Genomic DNA, 17,828 nt, shown 5'->3' on the forward strand with positions numbered 1-17,828 from the left:
TTAGGAGCGGAAATAGACGAAAACCTGTTTTGGAGTTTCAGCTGTCGAAGGAAGGGCTTTTTTGCAAAGGTCTCAGGATGATATTAAGGCATCAATGGTGCATTAGTCAGGCTGGTGGTTTCGGGTAGGCCGAACATGATGTTCATATTCTGCACGGCTTGACCGGCTGCGCCTTTAACCAAGTTGTCGATGACGGAAAGAACAATCCACACATCGTCTTGATCGGGCGCTTTTTGAATGCTGATACGGCAGAGGTTGGCACCGCGCACGCTGCGGGTTTCAGGTGTCGAACCTGAAGGCAAAATATCGACAAAAGGACTGTCGCGGTAGTATTCACGCAGCAAGGCTTCAGGATCGATGTGTTCTTGCAGGTGCAGATACAGGGTAGCGTGCATACCGCGTATCATCGGAACAAGGTGTGGCACGAAAATCAGGCCGTCTGAAACATGGTCTTGAAGTCCGGACAGGGTTTGTCGGATTTCAGGCAAATGGCGGTGGCCGCCGACGCCGTAGGCTTTGAAGTTGTCGCCTGCTTCGCACAATAGGGCGTGGGTGCTGGCTTTTCGGCCTGCACCGGAAACACCGGATTTACAGTCGGCAATCAGAGGCGCGTTGGTTTTCAGACGGCCAGCCTGAAGCAGCGGCAATAATGGCAGGGAAACGCAGGTAGGGTAGCAGCCCGGGTTGGCCACCAGCATGGCTTTGGCGATGTCGTCTTTGTGAAGTTCGCACAAGCCGTACACTGCTTGGGAAACGAGGTGCGGCGCGGCATGGGTCATTTTGTACCATTTTTCCCATGTGGGGATGTCGCGGATGCGGAAGTCGGCAGACAGGTCAATCACACGTACGCCTTTTTCCACAAGGGCCGGTGCTTCTTTCATGGCCACGCCGTTGGGCGTGGCGAAGAACACGAGGTCGCAGCGGTCAAGGCCGGCATCCTCGGGCATTTGGAATGTAATGTCGTAAATGCCGCGCAGGCTGGGAAAGTAGTCGGCAACCGCAAGACCGGCTTCGCTTCGACTGGTGATGGCAGTAACTTCTGCGTTAGGATGATTGCTGAGCAGACGTAACAATTCAACGCCTGTGTAACCGGTTGCACCGACGATACCAATTTTAATTTTTGTGGTCATGGTGTGGCTCCTTTGTAGGGTAACAATGCGTTTGATTATATAGTAATTAATTGCCGTCGGTCAGCAGTGCTTGTGCCAAGCTTTGCAATAGAGGGTTAAACAGGCCGTCTGAAATATGGGATTAACGATATTGGAGAGAGGATTTCAGACGGCCTGGAAGTTTGGGAAAACGTGATTTGCGGTTTTATTTGACTATGGCTTTGAGATTAGTGTTTTTTATTTATAGTCAATCTCTTATGAAGATTATAGACCTCATATTTTTAAAACCTTTTATATTCCGTCTTTATCCTATTCATACAAATATAAAATAAAAACGCAAAAAAATGCCCCCGGGTTGGAGAACCGGAGGCAAGTATCCAAGGAGTAGCTCTCATCAATAAGAACTAGTTACTTGGTACTATATCCCTTGTTAGGATCGAAAGCAAGCGTTTTGCACATTTTAACATTCAAATAATTTTTTCATTCAAATTCAGTGAGCTATCAAACAGGGCTTGGATCTTGGGTTGGTGGCTGATGCCGATGACCAAAGTATCGGGCAAATGTTGCTTGATGGTCTGCATCAACATCAGGGCGGATTCGTCATCGAGCTGGTTGGTGGCTTCATCTAGGAACAGGATTTGCGGTTTGTGCAGCAGTGCGCGAGCGAGGCTGAGGCGTTGCTGCTCTCCGCCGGAAAGGATGCCGTGCCATTCGTGTGAAGTGTCCAAATCGTTCATCAACGTGTGCAACCTACCCGTGGGGCTGCTTAAGCCTACTTGTTCCAAAATGGTTTGAATCAAATGGTCGTCTTGGCAGGCCGTATAGGGATAGCTGACAGTTTGACGCAATGTGTCCGCAGGCAGGTAAGGGCGTTGCGGGAAAAACAGGCGGCTACCTTCGAGGGAAAAACTGCCGTGATAATACGGCCATAAACCGGCAAGCACGCGAAGCAGCGTGGATTTGCCGATGCCGCTTCTGCCTTCCAGCAATACCCATTCCGGAGAATGGGCTTGGAGGTGAATATCAGTAAGCAGGGGGCTGCCGGTTTGGGTGTGGACGGTGAGGTTTTGCAGAGCGAGAATGCCGCTGTGGCGGTGGTTGTTTAAAGTCGGAGTGGGTTCGGAGGCTGGGCGGGTGGGGCTTCTGCCTTCCTGTTCTACTTGTTCCAATGCCGTCTGAAAACCGGAGAGGCGTTCGACGACTGCCGCCCATTCGATGAGGCGGTGGTAGGAGTCGGTAAACCAGCCGAAGCTGTCTTGAACACGGGCAAACGATGTGCGGGTCTGCATCATGTCGCCGAAGGTCATGGTTTTGGCGAGGTACATGGGCAGCGTGGCGAGGATGGGGATGAAGATGCTGATGCGCACATAGGTCGCCCAGAAGGTTTCTTGGCGGAATTCGCAGTTGGTGAGCCGCCGCCAGTTGTCGCGGATGCGGAGGTAACGCTGTTTCAGACGACCTGTTTCGGCTTCACTACCGTTGTAGAAGGCAATTTGTTCGGCATGGTCGCGTACGCGCAGGAGGGCGGCGCGGTAGTCGGCTTCACGGTGCTGGCGGTCAATGTTGAGGTTTTTTAGTTTGCGGCCGACAAGATGGGCGATGATGGTGCTGAAGATGGAATAAATCAGTGCAACCCAAACAAGATAGCCGTAAACGGTAATGCTGTATCCGCCTATGTTGAAAGTCTGTACGCCGGAGAGCGTCCACAATACGGCGACAAACGCGCTGAATTTGGCAATATTATTGATGAAGGAGCGAAAGAGGCTGATGCTTTTGTCGGCAAGCAGGTAGATGTCTTCGGCGATACGTTGGTCGGGGTTGTCCGGTTCGCCTGTCAGGCGCAGGCGGTAGTGTTTGTGGCCGTCGAGCCAGTTTTTTTGAAATTGCTCGGTCAGATGGGTGCGCCAACGGAAGATGAGGCGTTTTTGCAGCCAGTCGGCACAAACGATACAGCCGATAACCATCGCCATATAGCCGAGGTATTCGACAATGAGCGAAGGCATGGATGCGCCGTCAAACGCGGCCAGCGCGTCGTAGAAGCGTTTGTCCCATGCGGCAATCCAAACGCTGATGGTAATAGAGAATAGGGTAAACCCTATCAAAACGGCGAGCATCAGCCATTGGAGGCGACCGTGTGCCCCCGACCAAAAAGGGCGGGCAAGGTAAAAGAATTTTTTGAGTATATTCATGATGAATGCTTGTGAATGTGCGTGATAGGCCGTCTGAAAACAGAATTTTGCTTTCAGACGGCCTTGTTTATAAGCAATGATTGGTTTTTATATGCTTTTGAAGAGTAGAGGAAAATCGCCGCTATTTACATTTTCCACTTCAGGCTGAACACGGCGTTGCGTGGTTCGCCGTAGAAGTTGCCACTGTTTAAGCTGCGGCTGTATTGGTTTTCGTAGTAGCGTTTGTCGGTCAGGTTGTTGACTGCCAGCCCCAGTTGCAGGTTTTTGCTCGGGCGGTATTGGACGTTGGTGTTCCAAACCGTGTAGCCGCCTTGTTTGAGTGAGCCGGAAGAATTAGCGGTTTTGCTGCTGCTTTTCAAGCCCAGCCCGATTGTCCATTTGCCGTCATCCACTGGCAGGATATAGCTGGTGTAGAGGCGGAACATATGCTTCGGCGTATGGCTGCTGAAGTTGTAGCCTTTTTGGCGCGATTCAACATTGCCGGTAACACTGCTGCGGTTGGTGCTGCGGTTGAAGGTGTAGCCTGCGTAAACTTGCCAACGGTCGGTCAGGCTGCCGGAGATTTCGGCGTCCAGGCCGCGGCTGCTTTGGTTGAGCGGTTCCCAGTAGGCGTGTGGTTTGGCATTGACGCGTTGGTTGTTGTTGTCTTTGTCGGTGCGGTAGAGGGCGACCGAGGTGTTCAGACGGCCTTCGTTCCATTCGCCTTTCCAGCCGAGTTCGTAGTTGCGTCCCATAATCGGAGGCAGCAGGTTGTCGTTGTAGTCGCGGTTCATCGTTTGTTTGAAGATGGACGTGTAGGCGGCGTAAACGCTTTGTTTAGGCGTGATGTCGTAAGTGATGCCGGCATAAGGAACGAAGCGGTTGCGTTTGAGCGAGTCTGATGAACCTGCTACCCCGTCTTTGAGGTCGCGATCCCAATAGAAGTCGCGTTTCCAGCTGGTATAGCGTCCGCCTGCGATGATGTGTAGTTTGTCGGTAGGATTAATGCGCGCGCCCAAACCAAAGGCATGGGTAGTATAACGGCCGTCGCCACCACGGGCTTTTGCTGTGGCAGAATTCCAATCGGGTTTGGCTTTCTCGCTGCCGTTAAAGGCATCTGCGTCATAGTTGCTGCTGTCGTTGAGCCAGCGGTTGCTTGAGTTCACGTTCTCTTTGGAATAGCTGTGCATGAAGAAGAGGTCGTGATTTTGGCCGAACGCGAAGATGCGGCCGGTCAGGTTGTTTTGGAAAGTGAACTGGCGGTTGCCTGCATCGTAACGGTCGAAGCTGTATGTGGTTCCCAGGCCGTCTGTACCGATGCCTTTGCCTGTGCCACCCAGCGTGTAATATTCTTTTGAACTGGTGTTCTTACGCCAGTCCAACTTGCTGCTCAGTTTCCAGTTATCGTTGAAATAATGTTCAAACTCAGTAAAAAGATTGTATTTTTTCAGGCGGGCTTCGTTCCAATCCGCACCCAGATAGCGGCTGCGTTTCCACTCTTTGCCGTCTGCACGCATAGGCAGGCCGTCCGGATCGGGTGTTTCGGTTTGGTTGAGATAGCTTGCGCCCCAGGTAAGTTTGCTGTTGTCGCCGATGTCTTTGTCCATTACGCTGTAAAGCAGGATGTCGCGGCCGCCGGATTGGTCTTTGAAAGTTTTGTTACTGCCTACCGAGCCGACAAAGCGTCCGCGCAGGCCGTGCTCTTGGCTTAAGGTACCGGATGCATCAAAGACGCTGTTTACTTTGCTCCATGAGTTTGCCATCAAATCGGCGGAAAGCTGGCGTTTTGCAGTCGGCTTTTTACGGACGGCGTTTACCGTGCCGCCGGGTTCGTTGTTTGCCTGTGTCAAACCTGCCGCACCGCGTACCACTTCAATGTGGTCGTACATTGCCATATCGGTTGCACTGGTCGGGTCGCCGGCCGGGCCACCTAAGCCGAATCCGCCGGGCGAACCAAGTTGCGTGGCAATGCCGTCTTCTTCAAACTGTTCGATAAAATAGCCGCGCGACATGAAATGCGTGCGTCCGCCACTTTTGAAAACATTGATGCCGGTAGCGTTTTGCAACGCACCTTCTAAGTCGGTGATGCCCTGGTCTTCAATTTGTTTTTTAGTAATGACGCTGACAGATTGGGGAATTTCCCGCGGAGAGAGGACCAGCCCCGTGGTTGAGCGCAGGGCGGATACTGTGTAGCTGTTTTGACTTTCAGTGCGCAGGCTTTTGTTTTTACCCACTACGGTAACTTGTTCCACTTCAGCCTGTTGTACCTCTTCGGCAGCTTGTGCGGCTTGGGGCAATGCGGCAAGGCAGAGGGCAAGTGTGCTCAGTTTGAATAGTTTTTCAGAATGATGCATTTGATGAGGTCCTTGATAAAGAAAGATCTGTTTGTTTTTAAATATTAGCGGCAATATCTGTTTAAATTGAGCAGTTATTTTTTATAATCCGTTTTGTTTTAAAAATTAAATTTAAATCTCCGAATCATTTTATTTGATTCAATTTTGATTTTGCCAAACCATCGGGTCAAAAAAAGTTGCCGCCGGAAAGGGAGCCGTTGGCAACGAATGGAGGTGGTAATGCAATGAAAGCTAGATACAAAGGGTAGTATCAAACTAGCCATAAATAACTATATCGAAACGGTGAAAAAAATCAACAGGAATTTTTTTCGGTTGAGAAAATTTTTTAGACTGTTTGCTTTATATCAAGGTTAAAAGAGTTTGATTGGAAAAGGCCGTCTGAAAACGGAAAGAATCGGTTTCAGACGGCCTTTGAATCAAGTGAGATTAGAACTTGTAATCGACTTTGAACATGACGTTGCGCGGTTGGCCATAGTAGTTGTTCGCGCCTTTGCTGCTGACTTTGTTGTTCTCGTAGTAGTAACGGTTGAACAGGTTGGTCGAAATCAGTGCAAGTTTCAGGTTTTTCGATGCCTGATAATCAATGTTGGCATTGAATACCGCATGACCGCCGCGCTTCACGCCGTAGAGGCTGGCGGTTTTGCTTTGTGCGGTTACGCCGCCGCCGATGGTCCATTTTTTGCCGTCAAACGGCAGGTTGTAGCTGGTGTGGAGGCGCAGCATGTGTTTTGGCGTGTGCAGGCTGAAATTAGTGCCTGCGGGGACGGTGCCTTTGCTTTCCGCTTCAAGATATTTGGACCGGTTGAACGTATAACCTGCAAACAGTTTCCAATCTTCGCTCAGGTTGCCGGATATTTCGGCTTCGATGCCGCGGCTGCGGACTTTGCCGACGGGTTCCCAATACCATTTTTGGTCTGCCGTATCCCAAACCTGCACCGCGCGGTTTTTCTGTTCGATGTCAAACAGGGCAAGCGAGGTATTCAGCTTGCGGTCAAACCATTCTCCCTTCCAGCCGATTTCGTAGTTCGCGCCGGTAACGGGTTCAAGATAGGATTTGTCTTTGCGCTGATTGCTGTTCGGTTTGAAGATGGATGTGTAGCTGGCATACAGGCTTTGGTTCGACGTCAAATCGTAGGTAACGGCGAAATAAGGATTGAAACGGACGGTTTTGCGGTCGGTAACCGAATCGGGATCGCTGTCTATCTTGCCGCCCGTGTAGAAATAGTCGGTTATATATTTCGATTTGATGTGGTTCCAACGCGTACCTGCCATGATGTGCAGTTTTTCTTTCAACATATTGAAACGGAAGCCCAAAAGCAGCGCGTGGGTGGTGCGTTTGGAATGGGTTTCCCAATACATCTGATAAGGTGTGGCGTGCCAGTCGGCGGGTTCGGCGATTTCGTTGCCGGTAAAGGTCATCGGGTCGAAGGAAACTCCCGGGTTGTATTGACGGCGGCTGCCGTTGTTTTTGGTGTGCGTGTAAGTGTATTCGGTAAAGATTTCCTGCGGCACGCCTATAATTTCAAATTTGCCGTTCAAATTATTTTTGAAGGTCAGTTGTTTCTCATCATTGTCGTAACGGCTTAACCAGCCAGAGGCTAATGCGCCGCCGGGCGTGTAGCCTGCGTAGGACGTGGACGTATTGTAAATGCCGCTGTTTTTCTTGGTATTTTCGTTGTAGTTGTAATCCAGCTTGCCGGTATAACGCCAGTTGTCATTGAAATAATGTTCCACTTCGGCGAATGCGTTCGCTTTGTCGTAAACGCCTTTGTTCCAGTTGTAGCTCAGATAAGTATCGCGCGGCAGGTTCAATGCCACGCCCCAATCGTCGGGCTTGGTGTGTTTGCGTTGATAGAGGCCGCCCCAAGTGATTTTGGTGTTGTCGCCGACGGATGCGTCCATCACGCCGTAAAGCGTGGCATTGCCGCCTTTGACGCGGTCTTTGAAATTTTTGTCGCGTTCCAATGCGACGACGGCGCGGCCGCGCAAAGTGCTTTCATCGTTCAGACGACCTGAAAAGTCCCCCGTGGTGCGGACTTTACCGAAGCGGTCGATTTGGGCTTCACTCTGAATAATGCGTTCGCCGGTGGGGCGTTTGCGTACGGCGTTCAACGTACCACCCGGCTCGCCGTTTGCCTGCGTCAGCCCGGTCGCACCGCGCACGACTTCGATATGGTCGTAAACGGCGATGTCGTTCATGCTTTGCGCGTCATACATCGGATTGTTGATGGCGCCGGGGACGGTAGATGAGATTCCGTCCTCTTCGATTTGGTCGATATAGAACCCGCGCGATTGGAAGCGCGGAATGCCGGCATCACGGATGACGTTTACGCCGGTGGTGGTTTTCAGGGCATCAACCAAGTTGGTAATCCCCTGCTCATTGATTTGTGTCTTGGTAATCACGCTTACCGACTGCGGCGTTTCTTTCGGAGACAAGGCAAGCCCGGTGGTGGTACGCATGGCTGAAGTTGTGTAGGAGTCGCGGTTTTCGGTGCGGGTAGAACGGTTTTTGCCGGTTACGTTGACAGTTTGCAGCTCGGCAGTTTGTTCGGGCCGGGGTGTTGCCGTGTTTTCTGCTAAGGCTGCATAGGGCAGAGTGGCAATAATGAGTGCTAATGTTTTAAGGGTTGGGGCGTTCATGAACGTCTTTCTATAATTAAAATAAAATAATAATAATTATATTTTACGGTAATTTTGTTGTTTTGTAATTTAATAACAAGATTTTGAGGGTTTTTAGCGGATTTATGTTGTTTTTATGGTTTTTGAAGGTATTTTTGAAATTAAACTAGTTAAGGGAATCAAGCGACAGGCCGTCTGAAAATTTTCGGGGTTGTTCGGCTATAATGTTGTTTTGGTTTTTTAAGGCCTTTGCAAAAATACGGTTTGGGGTTTTAGGCTGAATGTGTACCCGATATGTTTGTAAAGGTTTTGGGGTATGAGGAGAATGAGATGAAGAAAGTTTTGGTGTTGCAGCATGGGGATTTAGGCGTTTGCGACTGGTCGGCGTTTGGCGGTTTGGTGTCTGCACCATTAGGAAAGTCGGTATTGCGTCTGCCGGTTGATGATGATTTTGAATGGACGGACGAGATGCGGGCTGCGTTGATTGCGCAGCAGATAGATGGTGCGGTGTTGCCGGATGTGGCTTTTGCTGATTTGGGACTGATTGTCAGCGATATGGATTCGACACTGATTACGATTGAGTGTGTGGATGAGATTGCGTCCGGTGTCGGGCTAAAGGATGAAGTGGCAGCGATTACGGAGCAGTCGATGCGCGGTGAGCTGGACTTTGAGCAGTCTTTGCGTAAGCGTGTGGCTTTGCTGGCCGGTTTGGACGAGCGTGTGTTGGAAGAAGTGTACGAGAATGTGTTGCAGCTGTCGCCGGGCGCGGAATTTTTGTTGGAAGAGTGTAAACGGAATGATGTGAAGTTTATGCTGGTGTCGGGCGGATTTACGTTCTTTACGGAACGTCTGCAACGGCGTTTGGGCTTGGATTTCCATTTTGCGAATGTGTTGGAAGTGGAAAACGGCAAGCTGACAGGCCGTCTGAAAGGGCGGATTATCGATGCGCAGGCTAAGGCGGATTTGTTGCGCGAATACCGTGAACGTCTGGGTTTGGCTCCGTGGCAGGTGGTGGCGATGGGTGATGGTGCGAATGATATTCCGATGATACGGGAGGCGGGATTCGGTATTGCTTATCGGGCGAAACCGAAAACCGAAGCGAATGCGGATGCGTGCGTGCGCTTTGGTGGTTTGGAGCGGATACGCGGTTGGTTTGCGTAAACCGTTTGAGGGTGTTTGTCAGTCAGGCTGTCTGAACAATCGGGAAACCGGTTTTCAGACGGCCTGATGTTTTATAAGGCGATAAAACGGTAGCCTTCGGCATCGACTTCGAGAATGGAGGCGTAATTGTCGCGCCAGTCGCCGAGTACGATGCGGGTGTAATCGGCATTGCGGTGGATGTTTTCGCGGTGGGTATGGCCGTGAATGAGCAGGGGCGTGTGGAAGCGTTGGACGGTTTCGTGGGTAAAGGTTGGATTGACGTCCATGATGTCGGCGGTTTTGTGTTGTTTGTCCTGTTTGCTCTGCTTGCGGATTTTGGTGGCGATGTTCAGTCGGAGTGTGAGTGGCAGGAGCAGGAACAGGCATTGCAGCCATTTTTGATGGACGGTACGGCGGAATTTTTGATAAGAATGGTCGTCGGTGCAGAGGGTGTCGCCGTGACAGAGCAGGGTGGGTGTGCCGAACAGGTCGATAACGGCGTACTCGGGCAGTAAGGTCATGCCGGTATCGCAGGCGAAGGCTTTGCCGATGAGGAAGTCGCGGTTGCCATGGATAAAATAGCAGGCAATGCCGCGCTCGGTCAGGCCGCGGATGGTTTGTTTGATGGTTTGAACCAAAGGGCTGTTTTCGTCATCGCCGATCCAAAAATCGAAAAGGTCGCCAAGAATGTATACGGCTTGGGCGTGAACGGCTTTTTCTTGGATAAATTTTTGGAAGAGTGCGGTCAGCTGAGGATGGGATTCGCTCAGGTGTAAATCGGCGATGAAGTAAATCGGCATGATGATGTGGGGCGTATGGGAAGGGTTTTATTATAACTTGGGTTGCCGCGTTTGGATTTGGGCTTGGTGTTTTTCGTTGTAATGCGGTGATTTTATTGTTTTGATTAGGTGTGATAAAGGCCGTCTGAAACATTTTTTCAGACGGCCTTTCCGGTTTATTGGGCTTTGCCCTGATAGGTGATTTGTTTCAGCGTCTCTTCTTGGTACAAATCGCTGATGGGGACGGTATAGAAGAATTCGTTGCTGCGGACAAAGCGGTTGACCAAGTCTTTGTCGAGATGGAGGACGTGGTGCCGTAGTTTGTTTAAACCTTTGAATATCATGGTGCTCCAACGCATATAGCCGTCTGAATTGGGGCGGATGTCGTTCATGGCATCAAGGGCGAGAAGTTTGCGGTTTTGTTCTTCTTTATCCAAAGGATGGGAATAGATGCTTTGGAAGTAAAACGGTTGCTCGGAGGGCGGCGGCAGGCTGAGGGAAGACCCTACTTTGCCGATAGGGAAGTCGTCGCTCAGATAATGTATGGTGTGCAAAAACAGATTGCCGCGGCGGTAATCGATTTTACGCAGGGCTTCGATGGCGGCCAGCGCAGTATGTTGGTGGTCGGGATGCGTATCAATATTTGGGGACGGCGTCACGATAATATCCGGCTGGAACGTTTCTATCAGATAGCCAAGGTTGTCTACCAAGCTGTTCCAAGTTGAGCCGGGCTTGAGGTGTTTCGCCAATGGGGAGGTATTGGCACTGCGGAAAATATCGACATCGGTCGTATCGATTTTGGTCGATTTAATCTCTTTTTCCGGATTTTGGCGCATGGCGGTCAATGTGCTGTCGAAGTAGCCCAATTGCAGGATGTTTTCAGACGGCACGCCGGCCAAAAGGGGAACGGCTAGGCTGTTCCAAACGCGCATCCGGCCTTTTTGCAGATATTGTGCCTGGGTATCGAAGTCGCATGTGCTGTAAAGATTGCCATAGTGGAAGCTGCCGCCTTCGCTGGCGGTTAAAGTGCAGATCATTGAATTGGCGGCGTGTTTTTCGTACAAACCGTATGCGCTGAGTTCAGCATCGTCAGCATGAGGCGCGAGGACAAGGATTTTTTTGCCGTCGAGGTTTTCACGCGGATAAACAGAGAGTTCGATTTCTTGATCTGGCAAGGACAGGTATTTGCCTTCCAAGCGGATGGCTTTGTCGTTGTCGGAAAAGGTGTCGCTCAGATTGATATAGCGCACGCCTTTTGCGCTGTATTCGAAATATTGCTTCCATTTTCCTTTAGATGAAATGGTTTCAACAAAAGGCAGTATCAGCAATCCTGCCCAAGTCGATTTGATGCGGATTTTGGCAATAACGGTATCTTGTCCGCTGATAGTAGCAGGCAAAGTCAGGCTGCCACCCTTGAGGGTGGCATACGCGGTAGAGGGAAGGGAGGGATAGTTATAATCTTTGTGTGTGTCGTAGGCGAACTGTTTTTTATGAATAATCGAAGTAATAATAAACAACGTAACAAAAAAAATCAGTATCAGCCCCATTAGTATCAGAAACATTGTCAGGTTCCTTTATTGTTATAACAGCTATGATATTGCTTGCGAAGTCTATTTGTTTGTTTTTCTTACAAACGGTTGTTTTTAATACTCTAACGTCATTGAAGTAAACGTTTAAAATAAAACAGTTTGCGAGTTGATTATATATAAACGACCAAAATGTAGAAAGGCCGTCTGAAAGATTTGAAAGAAATTTCAAAAATTTCAGACGGCCTTGATATTTTAAAGGTTAAGCCGGTAAATTATGCTTCTTTTGTTTCAACTGCTTTCTGACGCAGACGCAGGCTCAACTCGCGAAGTTGTTTGTCGTCGACCACATTAGGTGCATTGGTCAGCAGACATTGTGCACGTTGTGTTTTCGGGAAGGCAATCACGTCGCGGATAGATTCGGCACCGGTCATCAGGGTAACCAGACGGTCGAGGCCGAATGCAAGGCCGCCGTGCGGAGGTGCGCCGAATTTCAGGTTATCCAAGAGGAAGCCGAATTTCTCTTGTTGCTCTTCAGGGCTGATTTTCAGCGCAGCAAACACTTTCTCTTGTACGTCCGCACGGTGGATACGGATAGAGCCGCCGCCGATTTCCCAGCCGTTCAATACCATGTCGTAGGCACGGGCCAGGCAGTTTGCAGGGTCGGAAACCATCAGGTCTTCATGACCTTCTTTTGGCGCGGTAAACGGATGGTGTACGGCAACGTAGCGGTCTGCTTCTTCGTCGTATTCGAACATTGGGAAATCGACAACCCACAAAGGCTTCCATTCGTCTACGAAGTAGCCGTTGTCTTTGCCGTGTTCCAAGCCGACTTTAATGCGCAATGCGCCGATGGCTTCGTTCACGACTTTGGTTTTGTCCGCACCGAAGAAGATGATGTCGCCGTTTTGCGCGCCGGTACGCTCGATGATTTCTTTCAGGGCGTTTTCAGACAGGAATTTCACGATTGGAGATTGCAGGCCGCTGTCTTCGCCGTTGGAAAGGTTGCTCACATCGTTTACTTTGATGTATGCCAGACCTTTTGCGCCGTAGATGCCGACAAATTTAGTGTATTCGTCGATTTCTTTGCGGCTGAATTTCGCGCCGTTCGGTACGCGCAGAGCGACCACGCGGCCGCCTTTCATGTCGGCGGCGCCACGGAAGACTTTAAATTCTTCCGTTTTCATCAGGTCGGTCAACTCGGTGAATTTCAAGTTGATGCGCATATCCGGTTTGTCAGAGCCGTAGTAGAACATGGCTTCAGAGTAAGGCATGCGTGGGAAGTTGCCCAAATCTACGTTCAAAGCATCTTTGAAGACTTGTTTGGCCATGCCTTCAGTGATGTCCATGATTTCATCCTCGTTCAGGAACGAGGTTTCCAAGTCGATTTGAGTGAATTCAGGTTGGCGGTCGGCACGCAAGTCTTCGTCACGGAAACATTTGGTGATTTGGTAGTAACGGTCGAAACCGGCAACCATCAGCAATTGTTTGAACAATTGCGGAGATTGAGGCAGAGCGAAGAATTCGCCCGGATGAACGCGGCTTGGTACGAGGTAGTCGCGTGCGCCTTCCGGAGTGGAGCGGGTCAGCATCGGCGTTTCGATGTCGATGAAGCCTTGCGCGTCCAAGTAGCGGCGAACGCCCATGGCCACTTGGTAACGCAGACGCAGGTTGCGTTGCATGGCAGGACGGCGCAAGTCGATAACGCGGTTGGTCAGGCGAACGTTTTCGCTGATGTTTTCATCGTCGATTTGGAACGGAGGCGTAGCGGCAGCGTTCAAGACTTCGATTTCTTTGGCAAGGATTTCGATTTTGCCGGAAATCATTTTGTCGTTGGTTGTACCTTCAGGACGGTTGCGTACGCGGCCGGTAATGCTCAAAACGTATTCGTTGCGGGAAGAGTCGGCAGCGGCAAATGCTTCCGGAGTGTCAGGGTCGATAACGACTTGAACGATGCCTTCGCGGTCGCGCAGGTCGATAAAAATCACACCGCCGTGGTCGCGTCGGCGGTGTACCCAGCCTTTGACGGTAACGGTTTGGTCTAAGTATTGCTCGCTGATAAGGCCGCAATAGTTGGTACGCATAAAATCACCTTTTTATATTGTTCAATTTGAAAAAGAAGGAAAGGCCGTCTGAAAAAAGAAGACCTTAATTGTTATGTTCGGTATCACCGTCTTCAGACGGTTTTTGGGCAGGTAGGGCTTTAACCGGTAAGTCGTCCGGCATGACCATGCCCAGTGAAATCACATATTTCAATGCCTGATCCACACTCATGTCCAGCTCGCGAACGTCGCTTTTTTTAACCATGATGTAATAGCCGCCGGTCGGGTTGGGCGTGGTTGGGACGTAAACGGAAATATAGTCGTCATCTTGCGGCAGGCTGCCTTTGAGTTTAGCGGGGATATGGCCGGAAACAAAGGCTATCGTCCAAATGCCCGGTTGCGGAAAGGGAACCAGTACGGGGGTTTTGAACGAGCGGCTGCTGTCGGAGAGCAGGGATTCGGAAACTTTTTTAACGCTGGAGTAGATGGATTTGACGACGGGAATGCGTCCTAAAAGGCTGTCCCATGCGCCGAGAATCCGTCTGCCCAATACGTTGGCGGCGAATACACCGGTAACGAACAAGACGACTGTGGCGGCGACGATGCCCAAGCCGGGAATGTTGAACCCCCAGAAATGCTGGGGCTGCCAGCTTTCCGGTAATAGGTTGATCAGTTTGTCGGCGGCGGAGATGATATAGCTCATCGCCCAGATGGTTACGGCAATCGGCAACCAAACCAGCACGCCTGTAATTAGGTATTTCTTTAAAGCCTTGGCGATTTTTCCGCTTTCGGCTGCGGCTTCTGTCATCTTTGTTTCATTCCGGCAAGTTTTGCCCAAACTTTGCATTATACGCGTTTGGACGCTAGGAAACGAGTATTTTAAACGAATGGCTTGTTTTGTTTTATTGTTTCAGACGGCAGTCTTGATTGCAAAGGCCGTCTGAAACAATATGAGGGAATCAGATACCGTCCCAGTCGTTGAACATCAGGCCGAAGCCGATGCCGTTTTGTTTGTGGTTGTAGTCAATCAGGCTTTCGCCGTAGCCGTGGAAGCCGCGGACAACGCCTTTGAGTTTGCCTTTGATGGGGAAAGTATAGGCCGCTTCAACGGCACCGCGTCCGCTTTTCGGGTTGTAACGCAGGACGGAATAAACATTTTGTTTGTCATTGAGGCGGTATTGGACTTTCAAGTCGCCGTAGCCCATGTATTTGTTAATGTCCGGATTGTCATCGTCATCCCCTTTTTGGTCGAAGGCGCGCATCCAAACTCTAGGAATGACGGTCAGCTTGCCCCATTCCATGCCGGCCATGGCGTAAACCCGATTCCATGAGCGTGATTCGGGGCGGCTTTGACCGTTGGACTGGTGAACAAAACCTGCGCCGACCATGCGCAGTTTGCCGCCGAAAGGCAGGTCTGCTTTAACGGGTTGGGTAATGAAGATTTCGGGCTCGTAGTCGGTATTGCGGAACGGAGCGGATTTACGGCCTTGGTTGAAGATTTGCCAGTCGGATTTTTGGGTGTAGCCAAACCATACGTCGGCACGGGTTTTGAATAAATCTTCGGCAATCTTGCTTTTGAAGGAAACCTGCATTTTAGTTTCAAGGCGTTTTTGCTCGCTGAATTTTTCCTGTGTGGTTACGCCGCGGCTGGGGGATTTCGGGTGGTAGTTGGGGCTGCTGTTGTACCAAACGGGCATGAGGTACATAGGATTGTGCTCGCGTACGCTTAACAGGCCGCGCGTGTCGTTTTTATCCAAATCGTACATCAGACTTAAAGGCGTGTAGCTGTCGGCAGTTTCGCTTAATACGTCGTCTGAAATATTCGGATGGGTAGGGTTGTCGAATACGATGGCCGCTTCTTTTTTCTCAATGCTCTTGCGCACGCTTTTTTCGAGGTCAACCGGTGTTTTGGCAGTTTCAGTTTGCGTTTGCGGCAGTGGGGATTGCGGAGGGAGTTGCGCCGAGTAGATGTTGTCGTAACACGCCAAACGGGTGGCGTTGTCTTGAATGGTGGTGCAGTGTAGGGCGGTATCGGCGGTGGCCAGTGGGGCGGCGGCAATGAATCCGATACTTAGGGAATGTTTCAACATCTTGTTCATGAGAGTTTCCGTTGTTTTTCAGACGGCCTGATGAAAGGGTAAATGGTTTTATTTAGTCGGTTTAGGCTGTGAATACGGCAATGCCCCTGAAAGGCAAGACCTCAGGGGCATCGTATCAGCTCGATTATCCTGCTTTGGTTGTCAGGATTTCCGGCATCTGCGTCAGTATTAAGCCAAGGCTTTTACTTTAGCAGACAGACGGCTTTTATGACGGGCTGCTTTGTTTTTGTGGAATACGCCTTTGTCAGCGATACGGTCGATGACTTTAACGGATTCTTGGTAAACTGCTTGAGCAGCAGCTTTATCGCCGGCTTCAACTGCTTTCAACACTTTTTTCACAGCGGTACGGAATGCAGTACGCAGGCTGGCGTTGTGGGCGCGTTGTTTAACCGACTGGCGGGCACGTTTGCGGGCTTGTGCGCTGTTTGCCATATTGAATATCTCCTGAAAAATAAATTCTGTATCTGTAAACGCGCAATTCTAAAGACAGATTTCCTTATATGCAAGCTTTTTCTCTATAAACGCGCGCAAATCAGCCGTATTTTGCCCAAAAACGACAGCCGGTGCAACGCTTTTGGGAAAAAGATGATGTTGCTTTGCCTTATTTCAATAAAAATCAGATGGATATTGCTTTTCGTTTGCTTACGTTTCCATTACAATAGCCTAACTCTGCGCCGGGGTGTTTATGGGGTGCAGGGTTTCTTATTTATTGACATTAACTACTCTTTCATCAGGAATCTGCCCGTATGAAAAAATCTGTATTAGCCGTATTGGCCGCATTGTCTTTGGCCGCGTGCGGCGGTGGCGAGAAAAAAGCCGAGCAACCTCAAGCAGGCAGCGCGCCTGCTGCCAATGCCGAGGCAGCCGCTACCGATACTTTGAATATCTACAACTGGTCAAACTACGTTGACGAAAGTACAGTCGAAGACTTCAAAAAAGCCAATAATTTGAAGCTGACTTATGATTTGTATGAAAACAACGAAACGCTGGAAGCCAAAATGCTGACCGGTAAATCCGGCTATGACTTGGTTGTACCCGGTATTGCCTTCCTGCCACGTCAAATTGAGGCAGGTGCGTACCAAAAAATCAATAAGGATCTGATTCCGAACTACAAAAACATCGACCCTGAATTGCTGAAGATGTTGGAAACCGCCGATCCGGGCAATCAATACGCCGTTCCATACTTCTCAGGTGTGAATACGATTGCGATTACGGCGAAGGGCAAGGAGCTTTTGGGCGGAAAATTGCCTGAAAACGGCTGGGATTTGCTGTTCAAACCTGAATACACCAACAAGCTGAAATCTTGCGGCATCGCTTTGTGGGATACCCCGAGCGAAATGTTCCCAATCTTGTTGAACTACTTGGGTAAAGATCCTAAAGGCTCGAATCCTGAAGATTTGAAAGCGGCGGCGGAAGTGTTGAAGTCTATCCGTCCTGATGTAAAACGTTTCAGCCCTTCCATCATTGACGAACTGGCGCGCGGCGACATCTGCTTGGCAGCAGGTAACGGCGGCGACTTGAACTTGGCTAAAGCGCGTTCTGAAGAAGTGAAAAACAATGTCGGTATTGAAGTGTTGACGCCGAAAGGCATGGGCTTCTGGATTGAATCTTGGCTGATTCCGGCCGATGCGAAAAACATCGTCAATGCCCATAAATACATCAACTACACACTTGATCCCGAAGTGGCTGCGAAAAACGGTATTGCCGTAACCTTCGCACCGGCCAGCAAACCTGCACGCGAAAAAATGCCTGCAGAGCTGGTGAACACTCGCTCTATTTTCCCGAACGAGCAAGACATGAAAGACGGTTTCGTCATGCCTCAAATGAGCGCAGATGCGAAAAAACTGTCTGTTAACTTGTGGCAAAAAATCAAAGTCGGTTCAAATTAATTTTGAGTTGATTATTTGAAGCAAAGCAAAGGCCGAGACCTTTGCAAAATTCCCCAAAATCCCCTAAATTCCCACCAAGACATTTAGGGGATTTTCCATGAGC

General features: G+C 50.0%; 12 protein-coding genes. 2 read left to right on the top strand and 10 right to left on the bottom strand.

Going from position 1 to position 17,828, the window contains the following annotated elements; all coding sequences use genetic code 11:
• Positions 1-83 precede the first annotated feature (83 nt).
• The 4 genes from argC to ACTHS4_RS11065 all read right to left on the bottom strand — a co-directional run bounded on the left by argC (position 84) and on the right by ACTHS4_RS11065 (position 8,271).
• Positions 84-1,130, bottom strand: a complete 1,047-nt coding sequence (argC, locus tag ACTHS4_RS11050; RefSeq protein ID WP_070825624.1) for an N-acetyl-gamma-glutamyl-phosphate reductase — start codon at positions 1,128-1,130, stop codon at positions 84-86.
• A 446-nt stretch (positions 1,131-1,576) separates the two neighbouring features.
• Positions 1,577-3,298 (bottom strand): ABC transporter ATP-binding protein/permease, encoded by a 1,722-nt coding sequence (locus ACTHS4_RS11055; RefSeq protein WP_440365941.1) that lies wholly within the window; start codon positions 3,296-3,298, stop codon positions 1,577-1,579.
• A gap of 125 nt (positions 3,299-3,423) precedes the next feature.
• A complete protein-coding gene (locus ACTHS4_RS11060; protein WP_440365942.1) occupies positions 3,424-5,631 on the bottom strand; it encodes a TonB-dependent siderophore receptor in 2,208 nt (735 codons plus the stop codon).
• A gap of 426 nt (positions 5,632-6,057) precedes the next feature.
• Positions 6,058-8,271, bottom strand: a complete 2,214-nt coding sequence (locus ACTHS4_RS11065; RefSeq protein ID WP_070825620.1) for a TonB-dependent siderophore receptor — start codon at positions 8,269-8,271, stop codon at positions 6,058-6,060.
• 309 nt (positions 8,272-8,580) lie between these two features.
• Between ACTHS4_RS11065 and serB the strand changes: the two genes are divergently transcribed.
• The gene (gene serB / locus ACTHS4_RS11070; protein WP_371460574.1) at positions 8,581-9,411 is read left to right on the top strand and encodes a phosphoserine phosphatase SerB; all 831 of its coding nucleotides are present in this window, start codon (positions 8,581-8,583) and stop codon (positions 9,409-9,411) included.
• Positions 9,412-9,482: 71 nt separating this feature from the next.
• Here serB and lpxH read toward each other — a convergent pair whose 3' ends face one another.
• From lpxH to rpsT, 6 genes are all read right to left on the bottom strand, one after another.
• On the bottom strand, positions 9,483-10,193 hold the full coding sequence (gene lpxH / locus ACTHS4_RS11075; protein ID WP_440365176.1) for a UDP-2,3-diacylglucosamine diphosphatase: 711 nt from the start codon (positions 10,191-10,193) through the stop codon (positions 9,483-9,485).
• Positions 10,194-10,345: 152 nt separating this feature from the next.
• Positions 10,346-11,731 (bottom strand): PIG-L deacetylase family protein, encoded by a 1,386-nt coding sequence (locus tag ACTHS4_RS11080; RefSeq protein WP_440365943.1) that lies wholly within the window; start codon positions 11,729-11,731, stop codon positions 10,346-10,348.
• A 239-nt stretch (positions 11,732-11,970) separates the two neighbouring features.
• The gene (gene aspS, locus ACTHS4_RS11085) at positions 11,971-13,779 is read right to left on the bottom strand and encodes an aspartate--tRNA ligase (protein WP_371460577.1); all 1,809 of its coding nucleotides are present in this window, start codon (positions 13,777-13,779) and stop codon (positions 11,971-11,973) included.
• A 64-nt stretch (positions 13,780-13,843) separates the two neighbouring features.
• On the bottom strand, positions 13,844-14,545 hold the full coding sequence (locus ACTHS4_RS11090; protein ID WP_371460578.1) for a DUF502 domain-containing protein: 702 nt from the start codon (positions 14,543-14,545) through the stop codon (positions 13,844-13,846).
• Positions 14,546-14,696: 151 nt separating this feature from the next.
• The gene (locus tag ACTHS4_RS11095) at positions 14,697-15,836 is read right to left on the bottom strand and encodes a phospholipase A (RefSeq protein WP_371460579.1); all 1,140 of its coding nucleotides are present in this window, start codon (positions 15,834-15,836) and stop codon (positions 14,697-14,699) included.
• Between the two features lie 168 nt (positions 15,837-16,004).
• On the bottom strand, positions 16,005-16,268 hold the full coding sequence (gene rpsT, locus ACTHS4_RS11100; RefSeq protein WP_002212556.1) for a 30S ribosomal protein S20: 264 nt from the start codon (positions 16,266-16,268) through the stop codon (positions 16,005-16,007).
• A 314-nt stretch (positions 16,269-16,582) separates the two neighbouring features.
• On the opposite strand from rpsT, the gene ACTHS4_RS11105 reads away from it, so the two are divergent.
• Complete coding sequence (locus ACTHS4_RS11105; protein WP_049321971.1) at positions 16,583-17,725, top strand: extracellular solute-binding protein; 1,143 nt, start codon at positions 16,583-16,585, stop codon at positions 17,723-17,725.
• Positions 17,726-17,828: the final 103 nt, after the last annotated feature.

Origin of the sequence: Neisseria sp. P0014.S009 (assembly GCF_051958155.1) — a bacterium.
In the GTDB taxonomy this organism is placed as follows: domain Bacteria; phylum Pseudomonadota; class Gammaproteobacteria; order Burkholderiales; family Neisseriaceae; genus Neisseria; species Neisseria flavescens_C.

Excerpts from the sequence above, each read along its gene's own strand:
- argC (WP_070825624.1), bottom strand. The coding sequence starts at position 1,130 with ATGACCACAAAAATTAAAATTGGTATCGTCGGTGCAACCGGTTACACA.
- ACTHS4_RS11055 (WP_440365941.1), bottom strand. The coding sequence starts at position 3,298 with ATGAATATACTCAAAAAATTCTTTTACCTTGCCCGCCCTTTTTGGTCG.
- ACTHS4_RS11060 (WP_440365942.1), bottom strand. The coding sequence starts at position 5,631 with ATGCATCATTCTGAAAAACTATTCAAACTGAGCACACTTGCCCTCTGC.
- ACTHS4_RS11065 (WP_070825620.1), bottom strand. The coding sequence starts at position 8,271 with ATGAACGCCCCAACCCTTAAAACATTAGCACTCATTATTGCCACTCTG.
- serB (WP_371460574.1), top strand. The coding sequence starts at position 8,581 with ATGAAGAAAGTTTTGGTGTTGCAGCATGGGGATTTAGGCGTTTGCGAC.
- ACTHS4_RS11080 (WP_440365943.1), bottom strand. The coding sequence starts at position 11,731 with ATGTTTCTGATACTAATGGGGCTGATACTGATTTTTTTTGTTACGTTG.
- aspS (WP_371460577.1), bottom strand. The coding sequence starts at position 13,779 with ATGCGTACCAACTATTGCGGCCTTATCAGCGAGCAATACTTAGACCAA.
- ACTHS4_RS11090 (WP_371460578.1), bottom strand. The coding sequence starts at position 14,545 with ATGACAGAAGCCGCAGCCGAAAGCGGAAAAATCGCCAAGGCTTTAAAG.
- ACTHS4_RS11095 (WP_371460579.1), bottom strand. The coding sequence starts at position 15,836 with ATGAACAAGATGTTGAAACATTCCCTAAGTATCGGATTCATTGCCGCC.
- rpsT (WP_002212556.1), bottom strand. The coding sequence starts at position 16,268 with ATGGCAAACAGCGCACAAGCCCGCAAACGTGCCCGCCAGTCGGTTAAA.
- ACTHS4_RS11105 (WP_049321971.1), top strand. The coding sequence starts at position 16,583 with ATGAAAAAATCTGTATTAGCCGTATTGGCCGCATTGTCTTTGGCCGCG.